This is a genomic window from Gloeomargarita sp. SKYB120, from assembly GCA_025062155.1.
Classification (GTDB): domain Bacteria; phylum Cyanobacteriota; class Cyanobacteriia; order Gloeomargaritales; family Gloeomargaritaceae; genus Gloeomargarita.
Window position 1 is genome coordinate 39,987 of record JANXAM010000004.1, and the last position, 15,196, is coordinate 55,182.

Annotated in this window: 14 protein-coding genes and 1 riboswitch; of the genes, 3 read left to right on the top strand and 11 right to left on the bottom strand. The window is 58.2% G+C overall.

The features are described 5' to 3' along the window. From NZ705_02795 to NZ705_02805, 3 genes are all read right to left on the bottom strand, one after another. On the bottom strand, nucleotides 1-846 hold the full coding sequence (locus tag NZ705_02795; GenBank protein MCS7291887.1) for a glycosyltransferase family 61 protein: 846 nt from the start codon (nucleotides 844-846) through the stop codon (nucleotides 1-3). Nucleotides 847-1,177: 331 nt separating this feature from the next. Next, complete coding sequence (gene egtD / locus NZ705_02800) at nucleotides 1,178-2,164, bottom strand: L-histidine N(alpha)-methyltransferase (protein MCS7291888.1); 987 nt, start codon at nucleotides 2,162-2,164, stop codon at nucleotides 1,178-1,180. A 39-nt stretch (nucleotides 2,165-2,203) separates the two neighbouring features. Beyond that, the gene (locus NZ705_02805) at nucleotides 2,204-4,201 is read right to left on the bottom strand and encodes a hypothetical protein (GenBank protein MCS7291889.1); all 1,998 of its coding nucleotides are present in this window, start codon (nucleotides 4,199-4,201) and stop codon (nucleotides 2,204-2,206) included. 126 nt (nucleotides 4,202-4,327) lie between these two features. On the opposite strand from NZ705_02805, the gene NZ705_02810 reads away from it, so the two are divergent. Further along, a complete protein-coding gene (locus NZ705_02810) occupies nucleotides 4,328-4,588 on the top strand; it encodes a hypothetical protein (protein MCS7291890.1) in 261 nt (86 codons plus the stop codon). Here NZ705_02810 and NZ705_02815 read toward each other — a convergent pair. Then, nucleotides 4,551-5,381, bottom strand: a complete 831-nt coding sequence (locus tag NZ705_02815; GenBank protein ID MCS7291891.1) for an inositol monophosphatase — start codon at nucleotides 5,379-5,381, stop codon at nucleotides 4,551-4,553. The two genes, NZ705_02810 and NZ705_02815, sit on opposite strands and share 38 nt — an antisense overlap. A 188-nt stretch (nucleotides 5,382-5,569) precedes the next feature. Here NZ705_02815 and NZ705_02820 point away from each other — a divergent pair, with 188 nt between their 5' ends. Next, nucleotides 5,570-6,307, top strand: coding sequence for a response regulator transcription factor (locus NZ705_02820; protein ID MCS7291892.1), 738 nt, complete (start codon nucleotides 5,570-5,572; stop codon nucleotides 6,305-6,307). Nucleotides 6,308-6,428: 121 nt separating this feature from the next. Here the strand turns inward: NZ705_02820 and NZ705_02825 are convergent, their stop codons facing one another. The 3 genes from NZ705_02825 to NZ705_02835 are packed head-to-tail and all read right to left on the bottom strand — an operon-like array spanning nucleotide 6,429 to nucleotide 7,891. Then, on the bottom strand, nucleotides 6,429-6,944 hold the full coding sequence (locus tag NZ705_02825; protein ID MCS7291893.1) for a hypothetical protein: 516 nt from the start codon (nucleotides 6,942-6,944) through the stop codon (nucleotides 6,429-6,431). A gap of 28 nt (nucleotides 6,945-6,972) precedes the next feature. Then, entirely contained in the window at nucleotides 6,973-7,614 is a 642-nt protein-coding gene (locus NZ705_02830; GenBank protein MCS7291894.1) for a hypothetical protein, read from the bottom strand. Further along, on the bottom strand, nucleotides 7,604-7,891 hold the full coding sequence (locus NZ705_02835; protein MCS7291895.1) for a DUF1232 domain-containing protein: 288 nt from the start codon (nucleotides 7,889-7,891) through the stop codon (nucleotides 7,604-7,606). The genes NZ705_02830 and NZ705_02835 overlap by 11 nt, the downstream gene beginning before the upstream one ends. Before the next feature lie 40 nt (nucleotides 7,892-7,931). Here NZ705_02835 and NZ705_02840 point away from each other — a divergent pair, with 40 nt between their 5' ends. Then, a complete protein-coding gene (locus NZ705_02840; protein MCS7291896.1) occupies nucleotides 7,932-8,699 on the top strand; it encodes a biotin--[acetyl-CoA-carboxylase] ligase in 768 nt (255 codons plus the stop codon). On the opposite strand, the gene uca is transcribed toward NZ705_02840, so the two are convergent. From uca to NZ705_02860, 4 genes are all read right to left on the bottom strand, one after another. After that, entirely contained in the window at nucleotides 8,679-12,272 is a 3,594-nt protein-coding gene (uca, locus tag NZ705_02845; protein ID MCS7291897.1) for an urea carboxylase, read from the bottom strand. The two genes, NZ705_02840 and uca, sit on opposite strands and share 21 nt — an antisense overlap. Before the next feature lie 4 nt (nucleotides 12,273-12,276). Next, on the bottom strand, nucleotides 12,277-12,918 hold the full coding sequence (locus NZ705_02850) for an urea carboxylase-associated family protein (GenBank protein ID MCS7291898.1): 642 nt from the start codon (nucleotides 12,916-12,918) through the stop codon (nucleotides 12,277-12,279). A gap of 36 nt (nucleotides 12,919-12,954) precedes the next feature. Then, complete coding sequence (locus tag NZ705_02855; protein MCS7291899.1) at nucleotides 12,955-13,728, bottom strand: urea carboxylase-associated family protein; 774 nt, start codon at nucleotides 13,726-13,728, stop codon at nucleotides 12,955-12,957. Between the two features lie 77 nt (nucleotides 13,729-13,805). Then, nucleotides 13,806-13,913, bottom strand: a riboswitch (guanidine-I (ykkC/yxkD leader). Between the two features lie 71 nt (nucleotides 13,914-13,984). Then, a complete protein-coding gene (locus NZ705_02860; protein MCS7291900.1) occupies nucleotides 13,985-15,067 on the bottom strand; it encodes an aromatic ring-hydroxylating dioxygenase subunit alpha in 1,083 nt (360 codons plus the stop codon). Nucleotides 15,068-15,196 lie beyond the last annotated feature (129 nt).

Genomic DNA, 15,196 nt, shown 5'->3' on the forward strand with positions numbered 1-15,196 from the left:
TCAACTTTCAAAGTGTTCCACGACTTGTGGAAACATCGCCATATCTATCCAGAGGTCTGCATCGTAGTTTTCATTCCCGTGCTGGCTATCGGGATACCAGTAGTAGTAATCCCATCCCGCCTGATGGGCCAAAATCCAGTAGCAATCTCGACAGGGCACAGCGGGGAAAATCTCCAAAACTCGACCCCCCGATTCACCCCAGACGAGATTGGTCAAACCCGCGCCGTGCACACCAATGACATACCTGGCCCCACGGAATAGACCCACTTGCTCTAAGAAACTCAAATCCTCCAAGCAACAGACCGTATATCCCCGTGACACCAGGTAATCCACGACCTGCGCCTCATTGAGAATGCGCCGGCGTTGGGCCTTCCGCCGACTGATATAGACCTTGGGATGCGGTTGGAGCGGCGCTTGGCCGTAGGGCAAAAATGACGTTCTCAAACCATCTAAAATCCAGGGGGGAATTTCTCGGATAAAAGTCGGCACAACCACCAGGGGACTGCGCAATGAGTAGTTAAATTTGGTGGGAATCCTTTTAGCTTGGGGAACCCCCAGAATCTCCAGGGTGATCTCCAGTTGTTTCAGCGGTTGATCTACCAGGAAATAGTCAATCTTTGGCCAGACATCGCCCTGTTGCAGCAGGATGAACTTGGGGACGATGTTGATCAACCAGTGCCAGTAGTTGGCCCCACCGCTGCCATCGGTCATCACTGCAATGGTATGGTCAACCCACTGAACCGGGGGAAACCGGCGGTGCAGGGCTTCATTGTGGGCAACGGGGAAGCTGCACTGGCGCGAACTGTCATGGATGACGCGGCCATCGTGGGCGATGACACTCCCCATCGAACGATACGCTCTCAGAATGGTGCCCTTTGGTACAGTCAGCCAGTAGGTCTCAGGTATCTGCCGATGTGCTCGCTGGGAAAAGCAGGGGTGAATGTCAGTGTGAATGGTGTGCGGTAGCCTGTAAGTAACTTCATAACCTGGATAACAAACATGGTATTCTAAATCCGGTAATTGCCCGCAATAGTTTTGATAGTATTCCCAACTGGAAGCCCAATACCCTTTCGCTGGTATGGTTCCTAAAATAGGAGTTGTCCACTTCAACCAGCGGCGATGTATCTTTTCAAAAAGTTCGTATTTGCTGCCTACTGCTGTTGTCATTTGTGCGTCACTATACCCGTTTACATAGCAATAAAGCAAACCACTTTTGCTCATCTTGCCAGACCCGTTGCACTGGTAAACCGTGGCAGTCAAGTTGTTTGGCCATTAAAGTGACATCAAACTTGCGGGAAATTTCCGTGCGAATTGTTTCCTGAGGGGCGAAATCCACCCTTAAGCCTAGGCCCGATAACTCCACCACTTGATGCGACAAGCTGACCAGATGCATTTCAATTTGATGGAGTTCCTGGTTGTAGAAGGCCCAGTGGGCAAAATATTCTAGGTTAAAGTTGCCGTTGAATTCGCGGTTCAAATGCCGGAGGATGTTCAAGTTAAAGGCAGCGGTGATGCCTTGACTGTCGTTATAGGCCGCTGTCAAAATCTCTGCGTCTTTCTGTAAATCCACCCCCAATAAAAAGTAATCGCCCGGCGATAGACGACGGTAAATTTGTTGTAAAAATACCTGCTCTTCCTGGGGCGAGAGATTGCCGATGGTGCTGCCTAAAAAGATGAGCAAACGCGGCTGTCGCGATGGGGGCAAATGGTCCAGGGCGATTTGATAAACACCGGCCAGGGCGTAAATGGAGAGTTCGGGGTAGTCCGCCAACAAGCGCCAGGCCGTCGCCTGCAGCATCGTCGTGCTGACGTCAATGGGGATATAGGTCAACCGACCCTGCAACCGGGTGTAGGCGTCGAGCAACAGGCGGGTTTTGCGGGAACTGCCGCTGCCCAGTTCCACCAGGTCGCAATGGCCCGTCAGCGCGGCAATTTCTGGGGCGGCGGTTTCCAAAATGTGCTGTTCGGTGCGGGTGGGGTAATACTCCGGCAAGTTGCAGATTTGTTCAAACAACTCCGAACCGCGCTGGTCGTAGAAGTAGTAGCTGGGAAGCGTCTTGGGACGACGGGTGAGGCCGTGAATCACTTCTGCTCCCCGTTGACCCGCCGGCATGGGGATTGACTCACAGCGATACCGGCTCGCTGGGTCTGCGTCGGATGCCATGGCGTTTATCCCCCCCCCCCGTTAGCATAGCACGCTTCTTCAGGGGAAAACCGGCAACCGCCGTTCCAGCCGAGGTCGCCCTACACTGTAGCCCAGGTGATAGCTCTGGGCCAGCCAAGCCAGCCACCGCTTGGGGAAGCGACGTTCCAGCCAGGGTTGCCACCGCCGCAATAGTCGCGGCCACCAGGGAAGCAGCACTGCGCTCACCAACGCCTCCCCGGTAAACACCAGGTAACTGCGTAGCCAGCGCAGGAGGTCTCCCCAGCCGGTCAGCGGCCAAATCCAGACTAGAAGTAAGGGGTTGGTCCAGGCGGCTTTGAGGGCCATGGCGGTAAATTCGCCCCAGCCGCTGCGGTCTTTGATGAACCGGTCGGCCACCTCCGGCGGGGCTTTGGCCAACAACCCAAAAAAGGTGTTGAGGATGCTGTTGATGCGGGCTGGCGGCAACCGCTTCCCAGTGGGCACCATCATCCCTTTGGAAAATAACCAGGTGACCGACGTGTTACCCTGGTAAGCCCGGATGACATTTAGGGAGTCGGCCCCCAACAGGTCATGGCGCAGCGCCGTATCCAGCAAATCCACCAGCCGGGGGAGATTGCGCACCAGCGACCCAAACCCGGTAAAGACCAAAGGGGACTGCAAAGCGGCGGCATCGCCAATGCTGATCACTCGGTCCCAGGCCACGCGGCGTTCCCCAAACCGACTGCTGAAATGCCCCGGAATATAGCCAAAGGTGGCCTTGACCCACTGCAACTGTTCCATTTCGCAACGCCGGTACTCAGGCAGGATATGGAAAAAGTCTTCGTACAGCTCCAGCAGGGAACCCGGATTTTCTGGGCAGGGCTGGTGGTAGTGGAACAGGTACACCGTTAGTTCATCCCGCGCTCCCGGAAATAACTCCCAGATCAACTGCCGCCCGCGCGAGATGTCCCCGTGACTGTGAAGCACATCTCCGTAACGCCGGTCCCACACCTGGGGGTCCAATCCCCGCAACACCGCCCCGACCGTGGGGCACACGCTGTCAAAGGCCCGTCCGCCGTTGAGTTGCCAGGCAATGGGCGAAGCCGTCCCCATCGCATCCACCAGCAACCGCCCCGTGACTTGCTGGGTTTGCCCCGTGCGTAAACACCGGAACTGGACCTTGACCCCCTGGGCGCCGATTTCCGCTTGGAGAAACTCGCATTCGTCCTGGATAGTTCCTCCAGCCCGGCGCAACTTTTCCCCCGCCAATTCCAGGAGCTTTTGTGCCTCCAGCGCTACGTTCAACACCGTCGGCGTGTGTAGCACCGGCGCTCGCACCCGTTTGGGCACCTCCGGCCAGTAGAACTGGTGAAACCCATCTTCGTACTCACAGGCAATCGTGCGCTCAATTTCGGCGGCGGTAAACAGATTCAGGTCGATCAGGGCTTGCAGCTCGGCGCGGGAGATGTTCCATTCTCGGTTCATCCGCCCAAACGGCAGCCGCTCCAGCAGCAACACCCGGTAGCCCAAGCGGGCCATCACCGCTGCGTGTAAAGCCCCCAGAGCGCCCCCCACGTACACTAGGTCGTAGTCCGGTCGGGCGTCCACCGTCCCCGGAAACAGCACCCGGTTGACCTGAGGATTGCGCACCCCCTGGCGCCAGCGCTGCTCCCACCAATACACCCGCTTTAGGTCAGATGCGCCGTTGGGTATCTTCTGGAAAAAATGCACTGTCGCCGGGTAGTAGGGAGCCAGGGCTGTGAAAACGTCTGTCTGGGTCAGGTCGACCTCCGGAAAGGCTGGATACTGCAGGGGGAACTCCCGGTCCAAAGCAGCCGTCAACTGCCGCAACCAGACGCGCTCACCAGGTCCCGCTTGCCAGCGAAACACCTTGAGGTAGGTCGTGCGCTGCAACCCCCATGTCACCACCGTCCACTCGCCGCTCCCCTGGCGCAGGTGCAACCCTGTCGGCGTTGGCGTCACCGTCAACCCTGGCGCTGACCACCGCTGCAACCAGGCCCGCACCCGCTCGACCACCGGACAAGGAATCTCTCGGTACAACAGCTCCTGGATCACCGGCCTCCATCCCCAAAATTTGTTACACTCTTAAAAGCATCCTTAAAAAAGTTTACATTCTTCTCATAATAGCGGGGACATTATCTATAGGGTATTACTTACTGTACTTACTGATTGTGGCCTGCGATGGTACTGCCGATTCCCCAGACCCCTGAAGAATTTGCGGCGCTGCGGCAGCAACCCCCCAGTCCGGACCGGATTGCGGTGGCGATTGCGGGGGTGGTGCGTTTAGGGCAAGCAGCAGGGCAATCCCTGGCGGACCTGCAGGCGCAAATTCTCGCGGAAGATGGCCTATTGGAACCAGCGACGCGCTGCTGGTTGAGCCAACTGGTGGCCCAGGCGTGGGAACTCATGGCCCCAGAAGCACCTGCGTCGTACAGTGGGTGAGGGCTTGGCTCAAGGCGGCGTGAATCCAACCGTTGGTAGCCAGCAAGCGCCCCGAAAAAACATCCACCGGGTTGCCGTCGTAGGCGGTGACCAGGCCGCCTGCCTCCCGCACCAGAACAATCCCGGCGGCGATGTCCCAGGGGGATAGGCCTCGCTCCCAGTAGCCGTCGAGTCGTCCACAGGCGACGTAGGCCAGGTCGAGGGCCGCCGAGCCGCCCCGGCGTATCCCTTGACAACGGTGGGTCAGGTGGCAAAACTCGGCGTAGTTATTGTCGGGGGTTTCCCGGCGGTCGTAGGCAAAACCCGTCACCAGCAGGCTGCGCTCTAGCGTGTCTGTACGGGAGACGCGCATGGGTTGCCGGTTGCAGGTAGCACCGAGTCCCTGGGCGGCCCGGAAAAGTTCCTGGCGCAGGGGGTCGAGCACCACTCCCACCACTGGCTCCCTCTGGAACAACAACCCGACGGAAACGCTGAACATCGGGTACTGGTGGGCGAAATTGGTTGTGCCGTCGAGGGGGTCCACCGCCCAAAGAAAGTCCTGCTGGGGATGCACCTGCTGCCAGCCCGATTCCTCCGCCAGGATGTTGTGACTGGGAAAGTGGCGTTGGAGCACCTCCAGGATGGCGGCTTCCGATTCGCGGTCGGCGACGGTGACTAAATCACCGCTGTAGCTCTTTTCTTCGATTTCGGCCAGCTTTCCCCAGTAGGTCTGCAACACAGCGGCGCCCGCCCAGGCAGCTTCCGTGGCGATGTCGAGGTAGATGGCCAATTCCTGCTGGGAAAGAGGTTCCATGGGTCTTTTCTGCCTCCAAACCGCAACATTTTTTTACTCTACCTAGCATTTGCCTAGCCGCATGGGATACCATCGGAAATAAGATTAGGACGGTTGTAAATCCTGTTAAAATTGAGTTAAATTAGACACAATCACTTAAAGGTAGGGCGTCTGATACGGTGCGTGGGTCTATGGCGGCAACAGCGACGTTGGATAACCGGAAGGAACGGATTTTGGTGGTGGATGACGAGGCCAGCATTCGCCGGATTTTAGAGACTCGTCTTTCCATGATTGGTTACGACGTGGTGACGGCGGCGGATGGGGAGGAGGCCTTGACTGTCTTTCGTCGGGAACACCCGCACCTGGTGGTGTTAGATGTCATGATGCCCAAGCTGGACGGTTACGGCGTTTGTCAGGAGTTGCGCAAGGAGTCCGACGTGCCAATCATCATGCTGACGGCCTTGGGGGATGTGGCAGACCGGATTACGGGCTTAGAGCTGGGGGCGGATGACTACGTGGTGAAGCCCTTTTCGCCTAAGGAACTGGAGGCTCGCATCCGGTCGGTGTTGCGCCGGGTGGAGAAAAATGGCAGCACTAGCAACATTCCCAGTTCGGGGGTCATTGTCGTTAACAACATCAAAATTGACCTGAATAAACGCCAAGTGTACAAAAACAACGAGCGGGTTCGCCTAACGGGGATGGAGTTCAGCCTGTTAGAGCTACTGGTCAGTCGCTCTGGGGAACCTTTTTCCCGCACGGACATCCTTCAGGAGGTGTGGGGCTATACACCAGAGCGGCATGTGGATACGCGTGTGGTGGATGTCCACATTTCCCGCCTGCGGGCCAAGTTAGAGGACGACCCCAGCAACCCGGATTTGATCCTAACGGCGCGTGGCACGGGTTACCTGTTCCAGCGCATTACGGACCAGAACAAGGCGTCGGAGTAAGGTTAGGAAAACCAACAGCGGGACCTTGTCCACAGCTAAACTGCTTGAGTTACGGATTTTTGCCTGCAACTCCCAAGTATCCGTTGGCGGTTGAGACGGAACTTTTTGCCCAGTAGCAGCGCTACCGTTTTAGGATGTCCTGAGGACGCGCGAGTGTGATTTGGCCTTCGGGCAATTTGGGGGAATAACCCAACTGGATAGCCTTCTCGGCCAAAGCGGGAGTGTCTGGGTCAGTCACGCCGTGGCACACGCCCCAGTATAAAACGTAGGACGCATAGTGGGACATGGCACGAGGGCCGTTGACTGGGTCCAGTAGGTGGGCTGTGTAGTTGCCAGGGTTGCCAAAGATGTAGGCTGGGCGCGTGCGCGAGCAGTAAGCGTACTCCTGGCGGCGAGTCTGGAAACTCGCAGGGGGTGATTTATCTTCCATCCAGGTGCGTTGCCCAACGGTCACTCGGTAGAGTCGCCCCTGGGGCGTTTGTTGCTCTAGCCGCACGCTCAACACCTGAGTCTGGACACATTGCCCTTGCCGGCAGGTGGTGTACAGGATGGGTTTGCCCCGACCTCCTTGGGGTTGGGCAAGCGCCGGTAGCCCCAGACTCCACAGCCCAACTAGGCCAATGACGACAGCACGCATGCGTTCAGTCCCCCTGATTTCTATTTGATTATGGCTGCTGGGATAGGTGTCGTTCAATCGCCGCAATACACTCGGCCACCGATTTCCTTTGCCGCATCGCCTCAACCAAAGCCCAGTAGGCTGCGGCGTGGGTTTGTAGCAGGGCTTGGGCTTCCCGTTGGGCCAACCGCAGTCGCCAAGGCCGTTCCGCTGGTGGAAAACCCTCTAAATGGCGTAGCGCCTGCTCCTGATCCAGAACACCGCCCCGCACGTCGCCGTAAAGCCATTCCTCAGCGGCAACCCCTGCCATCCACACCACCGGACAGCGAGGCCAGAGCGATAGGGGAACTGCACCCAACCGCACACCCGCTTCCGTCGGGGGATAACCGCGCCGCCAACTGCTCCAGCTATCCAGTGTGTAATCTTCAATGGGAATTCCCATCAAGTGTGCGACGAGAAAGTGACCCGCTTCGTGGTGCAAGACCCGCTCGGATGGCCATAGTCCCAGCAGGAAGGTCAATCCCTGCGATTGCCACAACCAGGCATCGGCGGTGGCCAGCCCCATGAGAACTAGGGTGGTACTAGCAACCCACGCCGGGGAAAGGTGAAACCAAGGCCCGAGCAGTGCCGCTAGGGTGAGACCAAACACGACAACAGCCACGAGATTCACCCAGCGTTCCTCATTCATCATCGGGTATGGAGCGCGCTTGGACATCTACGACGGGGCCGTCGGTCGGGCTTGCCGATGCGCCACCAAACAATAGGGTGGATAGTTCACCCACCAGGATCGCCAGCAACAAGCCATCATCTATCCAGCCTAAGAAGGGGAACACATCAGGGGCGATATCCACCGGGCTTAGTAAATACAGCAACGACCCGAGTATCAACAGCCACCGGTAGGGCGAGTAGCGCAACGTGTCCCGATACCAACGATAGAAACTGGCGAAAGGCTGCACGGAGTGACTCATATAGTACTGTCTTTTCCAGTTTAGTCCGGTTCTTCGGTGTATGGCGTATCCCCCTTGGCTGCACTGGCTGGATGAATGTCCCAGCACCAACACCTGGGCGCTGCAATCTCTAGCGCGTTTACAACCGGGAGATGTCATCTACACGCCACGGCAAACGGCTGGTCGCGGGCGAGAGGGACGAGCCTGGTATGCGCCACCGGGGGTGTTGACGGCTTCGTTTGTACTGCATCCCGTTGTGGCAGCACACCTCCCTCAGTTGAGCTTAGCGGCGGGACTGGCGGTGATCCATGCCGTCGAAGATACGGTTCCCCTCTCGCCTGGCACCCTAGGCATCAAATGGCCGAATGACGTGGTGCTCAATGGCCGCAAGTTAGCCGGGGTGTTGTGTGAGCCGTCGTTGCCCTGGGTTGTGGTGGGCGTTGGCCTCAACCGCGCAGTGGATTGGCATACAGTTCTCGCAACGGCAGCGCCAAATTTATCCCTCGCCCAAGTCGCCAGTCTACTGGACGTCACACCCCATCCACCCGATGTCCTAACGGTGCTGAGTACATTGCGGCGTTACCTGCTCGAAGCCCACAGTTTGCTCCAGCGGGGGGGATGGGCTAAACTCTTGCCCCAGTTGCGCCAGCGGGATGTGCTGGATGGTTGCCCCTTGGTGATTCACACGGGTCAGCAAACGATGGCAGGCGTAGGGGCGGGCCTGGATGACCAGGGGCGCTTGCTACTGCAGGGAGCGGACGGAACTATCCACGCCCTCACAGCCGGACATGTAGTGCGCTGGGAACCGTTACGTTTCGTCGGGGATTAAGGTCAGCACCGCTTGCCCTGCAGTAACCGGTTGTCCGGGTTGACGGAGAATTTGGGCGACCATCCCAGCGCAGGGGGCCAGCACCTCAATTTCCGTTTTCATGGCTTCAATGACAGCCACCTTTTGACTAGGGGCCACCCGCGCCTGGGGAGTGACATCTACCCGCCGCACCGTACCGCTCACTTCGGCGTAGACCGCCACTTGTCCTTCAGGAATTTCTACCTCTGACAAGGCAGCCGTAAAGACGGGTACCTCCTGACTCGCGCGGTCAAATTCCCCAGCCGCCACCCAGCGCTCCCGTTCCGCGTTGAAGGCTTGCTGTTGTTGGGTCTTGAACGCTTGAATCTCGGCCGCGTTTTGCGCCAAAAAGGCCAAGTAGTCTCGCAGTCGAAAGGTCTGCTCGTATATCTCCAATTTGACCCGACCGTAGATCAGGTCTTCCCGATAGCGCAGGAGTTCTTCAGCAGTGACTGGGAAAAAGCGAATCTGGTCAAAAAACCGCAGCAACCAGGGACGAGAAAACTCGCGGGTTCGACGGTAGCGGTTCCAGACAGGTACGGTGCGTCCTACTAACTGATACCCCCCTGGTCCCTCCATGCCATAGATGCAGAGGTAGGCGCCGCCAATCCCTACAGCATTTTCCGGCGTCCAGGTGCGGGCCGGATTGTACTTGGTGGTTACCAGCCGATGCCGCGGATCCAAAGGAGTAGCCACAGGCGCTCCCAGGTACACATCCCCCAAGCCCAGCACCAAGTAACTGGCGGCAAACACAATGTCATGCACCTGCTCGATAGCAGCCAAGCCGTTGATGCGCCGGATAAATTCCAGATTGCTGGGGCACCAGGGAGCATCTGGCCGCACCAACTGCATGTATTTCTCGATGGCTAATTGAATCGCGGGGTCGTTCCAGGACAGGGGCAAATACACGATGCGCGTCGGCACCTCCATGTCCTGGACTGGAGGCAACTCCCGCTCCGCCTGGGCCAGCAGTTCCAGCAATGCCGCGCGGGGCAAACGCCGGTTGTCGTAATGCACCTGCAACGAGCGAATCCCCGGTGTCAGGTCAATAATTCCTGGTAGCCGCTGCGTCTGGAGCCAGGTCATCAGAGCATGCACCCGAAACCGCAGGGTCAAATCCAACGTCAACGGGCCGTATTCAATCAAGATGTATTTATCTCCCGCCTGGCGATAAGTGACGCCCACCGGATGGGTTTCAGTCTCCTGGCGCAGGATGGGGTTTTCTATCACAGTTAGCGCCGCAGGCCGGGGTTGGGGTTGCAGGGTAGCAAGTTCACGTTCTTGTTGCTCCTCCCAGGCGCGGGCCATTTCCTCATCAATGGGCACAAACCGCACCGTATCCCCTGGTTTCAATTGCCCGATTTTCCACAGTTCCGCCTGCACAATGGTAGCTGGACACACAAACCCACCCAAGCTCGGTCCATCGCACCCCAAGATGATAGGCATATCCCCGGTAAAATCAATCGTGCCGATGGCGTAGGCGTTGTCGTGGATGTTGGACGGGTGCAATCCCGCTTCTCCCCCATCCGGTCTGGCCCAGGTGGGCTTGGGACCAATCAGGCGAATGCCCGTGCGGTCTGAATGGTGATGCACCACCCAGGCGTGGTTCAACAACATTTCGATGTCCTCTGGCGTAAAAAAGTCGGGTGCCGCGTGGGGGCCAATCATCACCCCAATCTCCCAGGCGTGGGTGTAAGTCGGGATGAGTTCCGGGGGTAAAGCTTGGGGTCTGTCTTCCCCTGACCAAGGGACTAACGGTAATACATCCCCTGTTCGCAGCGCTCGGCCTGCAGCTCCCCCGAATTGTCCGAGGGTAAACGTCGCCCGACTGCCCAGGTACGGCGGCACAGGAATACCCCCCTGGATAGCAATGTAGGTGCGGCAACCGGGTCCCTGTACCGCTTTGAGTTCGAGCACGCTTCCCGCCGGCACCACCACCGTTTGCCAGTAGGGGATGTCCTGGCCATTTAATTTTGCTGGCATGTAAGCTCCCGTTAGACATATCCGCGTCGGTGCGTTGAACCGCAACGTTGGCCCCACCAGTGTACATTCCAGTCCAGCGGCATCGGGTGGATTCCCCAGCAAACGATTGCCCCAGCGAAACGCCAGATGGTCCATCGGTCCCGACGGTGGCACCCCCACATCCCAGTAGCCCAAGCGCCCGGGATAATCCTGCACCGTCGTCATGGTTCCCGGTGCCAACACCTCTATCGTGTGGGGTTGATAGGGAAAATCCCCTAACAGACGGGTGTGCACCTCTCCCTGCTGAAACGCGGGCGCCGCCAACACCTGTTGCAAATACTCCAGGTTGGTGACAATGCCGGCGATGGTGGTTTGGTCCAGGGCTGCTTGTAATTTTCGGAGCGCTGCCGTCCGGTTTGTCCCGTGGGCAATCGCTTTGGCTAGCAACGGGTCATAAAACGGCGTTACTTCCGTGCCTGTTTCAATCCAGTGGTCCCAGCGAATACCGGATGCCAACTGTACATAGGTCAACGTCCCAGCGCTGGGTTGGAAATTTTTATGGGGGTCTTCGGCGTAAATCCGGACCTGGATGGCATGACCGTGGGGATTGGGTGTCCAGGCATCGAAAAACGCCCGCTCACCCGCCGCCAGTCGCACCATCCATTCCACCAAATCCACGCCCCAGACCAGCTCGGTGACCCCATGCTCCACCTGCAGGCGGGTGTTGACTTCCAGGAAGTAAAACCGTTCCGTCTGCACGTCATAAATAAATTCCACCGTGCCCGCTGATTGGTACTGCACCGCTTCGCCTAGCCGTCGGGCTGCTGCTGCTAAGGCCTGGCGGATTTCCTCACGCAAACCGGGCGCTGGTGTTTCTTCAATCACCTTTTGATTCCGGCGTTGAGTCGAACAGTCCCGTTCCCCCAGCGCCAGTACCCGCCCCTGCCCATCCCCAAAAATTTGCACCTCAATGTGGCGCGCCCTCGGGATGTACTTTTCCAGGAAGACACCTGCGTTACCAAAGTTGGCCTGGCTCAGGCGTTGCACCTGCTCATAGGCTGCGGCCAGTTCTGCCGGGCTATAGCAACAGCGCATCCCAATCCCACCGCCGCCTGCCGTGCTTTTGAGCATGACCGGGTAACCGATGTCAGCCGCCGCCGCTTGAGCTTCCTGGAGACTATTTAATAAGGATGTGCCGGGCACCAGGGGAATGCCGTGGGCTTCGGCTAGAGAACGGGCGACGTGTTTGAGACCGAATTGGCGCACCTGTTCCGGTTTGGGGCCGATGAATACCAGTCCTTGTTGGGCGCAGGCGTCAGCAAAATCGGCATTTTCGCTTAGGAACCCGTAGCCTGGATGAATCGCCTCTGCCCCCGTCGCCCTGGCAATTTCCAAAAACCGGTCTGCGCACAGGTAACTCTCGCTCGCCAGGGTTCCCCCTAGGGGTTGGGCCTCGGTGGCCATTTGCACGTGGAGACTGTGGCGGTCTGGTTCTGAATACACAGCCACACTGGCAATGCCCAGCCGATTCAGCGTACGAATGACGCGACACGCAATTTCCCCCCGGTTGGCCACCAAGACCTTGCGGAACATCCCCTTACGCAGCGTCCCAGACCAGCAGGCGGATTGGAGTAGGGTTGTAGGCGTTGCAGGGGTTATTGATCTGGGGACAGTTGGAAATCAGCACCATCACATCCATCTCTGCCCGCAGGTCCACGTATTTCCCCGGCGCGGAAATCCCATCCACAATCTCCAAGCGCCCATCGGCAGTCACCGGCACGTTCATGAAGAAATTGATATTGCTCACCAAATCCCGCTTGTGCAGGCCGTACTTGCTCAGCTCCAGCAGGAAATTCTCCACACAGGCGTGCAGGTGCTTCTTGTGCAACCCGTAGCGCACCGAATTGCTCTCCATGCTGCAAGCACCTCCCAGCGTGTCGTGGCGGCCACAGGTATCCGCAATCACCGTCATCAGCACGTTGCCCAGGTTGGAGATGAGCTGGGTTCCCGTGGTGATAAAGATATTGCCCTGGCGCACTACCGTATCAGGGGCGCTGTAGCGTTCGGACGGGTCATGGGCGTTATAAATCAGGGTGTCCACCGCCTGGTTGCCCTCCAGGTCCACAATCCGCAGGACTTGGCCTTTGGTAATCACCTTGGACCAGGGTTGACGCGCCGGCAGCACATAGTCGTAAATTGCTTGGGCTGGGTCCAGTACACGTTCCGTCGTCGCCACCATGATGGTCACCTCCTTACGTACAACAACAGCACAGAATTACAGCGCGTAGGTCGGCATGAGCGGTCGTTGCAGCCACCAGGTATCGGTGTTGATGAAGGCCCGTTTTGCCTCTTCATTGGCCGTGCGGCACAGGTCATCAGGTCCCGGCGCAGGGGAACGCCACACCGTCAGTTGCACCGGCGGCGGGTTGTAGGTCGTGTCGGGATGCAGGACGTGGGGGCAATTGGCAACCACCACCAGCACATTCATTTCCGCCCGTAGGTCAATGAAGCTCCCTGGTTTGGCCGCTGTGGCATCGTAGTGCAACTCGCCATTGGGTCCCACCGTCACCCGGCTAAAGAAATTCACACAGGGCATCAAATCCCGGCGACTCATACCCCACTTGCCCAGCGCCCGCAAAAACTGGTCTCGCGCGTTGTGGAAATCCCGCCGGCCAAACTTGTCATCGCCCCCTTCCCCATACTTGGCGCGGTTGCGCTCCGGCGTACTGCACCCGCAAATCAGGTCATGCCCGTTGGACGTGTCCTCGGTGATGGAAAACAACACCCGCCCCATGTCCGAGTAGAGCACCATCCCCTTGCGCAAAAACGCATTGAACTGAATCTTGGCCGTATCCGCCACATTCAGCCGCTCCATGGGTCGGTCCGCGTTGTAGCAAATCATGGACACCCCGTGGGACCCGCCCAAATCCGTGATGCGCAGCGTTTGCCAGCGGGGGACAATGCCGTGCCAATAGGCCCCACCTGGTAACTTTTCCGACCAGACCACCAACTCCGGTGCAATGTCCGTGGGATTGATTGTGGCAACCATCGCTCTCCCTCCATGCGGTTCAAAACAACGAAGCCCAGGAGTCTCGTCATCCAGCCTGTTGCCAGACCTTCAGCACGTCCTCCCGGGCTTTTATCCCGCCGTGTGACCGCTACCTGTTCGGGTAACGGCTTGCTTCTCTTGGACCAGTCGCGGCTACTGCCGCCGGAACCCTAGAAGCTCTCCTGCTTGCTCTATTGCCACAAACTAACCCTGCAACACTGGCAAAACAGTCGCCTACGCTACTTTTTACAAAAATTTACATGCCAGCCAGTGTCGTCATCGCGCCTTGCAGGTGAGCCAGCAGGAGTTTTTGGTGGTGCAGGATGCGGGCTTCCAGGGGGTGAACCGGTCCCGGCTGGTAGCGACCGCTGGCGTAACCCCTTTGCACTGATTCCGCCAGGGCCATGTCTTCCCGCATGAAAGCCTCTAGTTCAGCCAGCAGTTCGTCCAGGTTGGTCTCTGGCATCCCGTAAATGTCCGTCACCACATCGCACTCGTCCACTGTCACGGGGTCAATGCGCAGGCAAGCCAGGGAGCCGTCGGGGAGCGCCAGGATGTGCAGGTTGGGGAACACCCCGAACGTGTAGAAATGGGTTTGGTTTTCCGGCGGCAAATCCCTACGCACCCGATGGCAAGCCAACCATTCTGGGGGCACCGGCGTCACCAGGGCATTGACGTAGCGACCAAAGCGATGCTGGTAATGGCGCACCGGTCCCTGCAGGCGGTGGAGCGTCTGGCTGTGAGCGACCGCCACGTGGTAATCGCACAGCGTGTTGTCGTGATAGACCTTCCAGTTGCAGGCCACCCGCCGGGTCTGCTGGTGCCGCCACCGCCATTCCCCCTGCGCGTACAGACCCAGCATTTGCGACATAGGCGCTAGATACTCCGCCAACGGCATCACGTCCGGGTTGAAACTCACAAACAGCAATCCTTGCCAAACTGCAACGTGCACCGGCTGCAACGGATAATCCCGACCGTCAAACCCTTCGCCAAACCCTTTCTGCCGCGCCGCTGCTACAAATTGCCCTTGCAAGTCATACACCCAGGCGTGGTACGGGCAAATCAGGCGCTTGGTCTGAAAAATCCCCGGTTCTGGACAAAGTTCCATCGCCCGGTGGGGACACAGGTTGTGAAATCCCTGCAATTGCCCGGCTTCATCCCGGATGACCAGCACGCTCACACCCGCAATGTGGGTTGCCCAAACCGTTCCCGGCATGGCAACTGGTTCGGCTGGCCCGAGATACAACCAGGTCTGGTGAAAAATCTGTGCTTGTTCCTGGGGAATCAACGTTGGGTCTGTGTAATGCTGCGCCTGCAGCAGGAATCGGTCAAGTTTCATACTGCGGTCATACAAACAACGCCATTATTCCGGCTGAGCAGGCAACGGCTTGAACTCAGTCGCTATCACCAGCTCTCCCGGAAGCAGTCCTCATCCTTGCCCCCGCCACCCTGGAAAAAAGTATAAAAA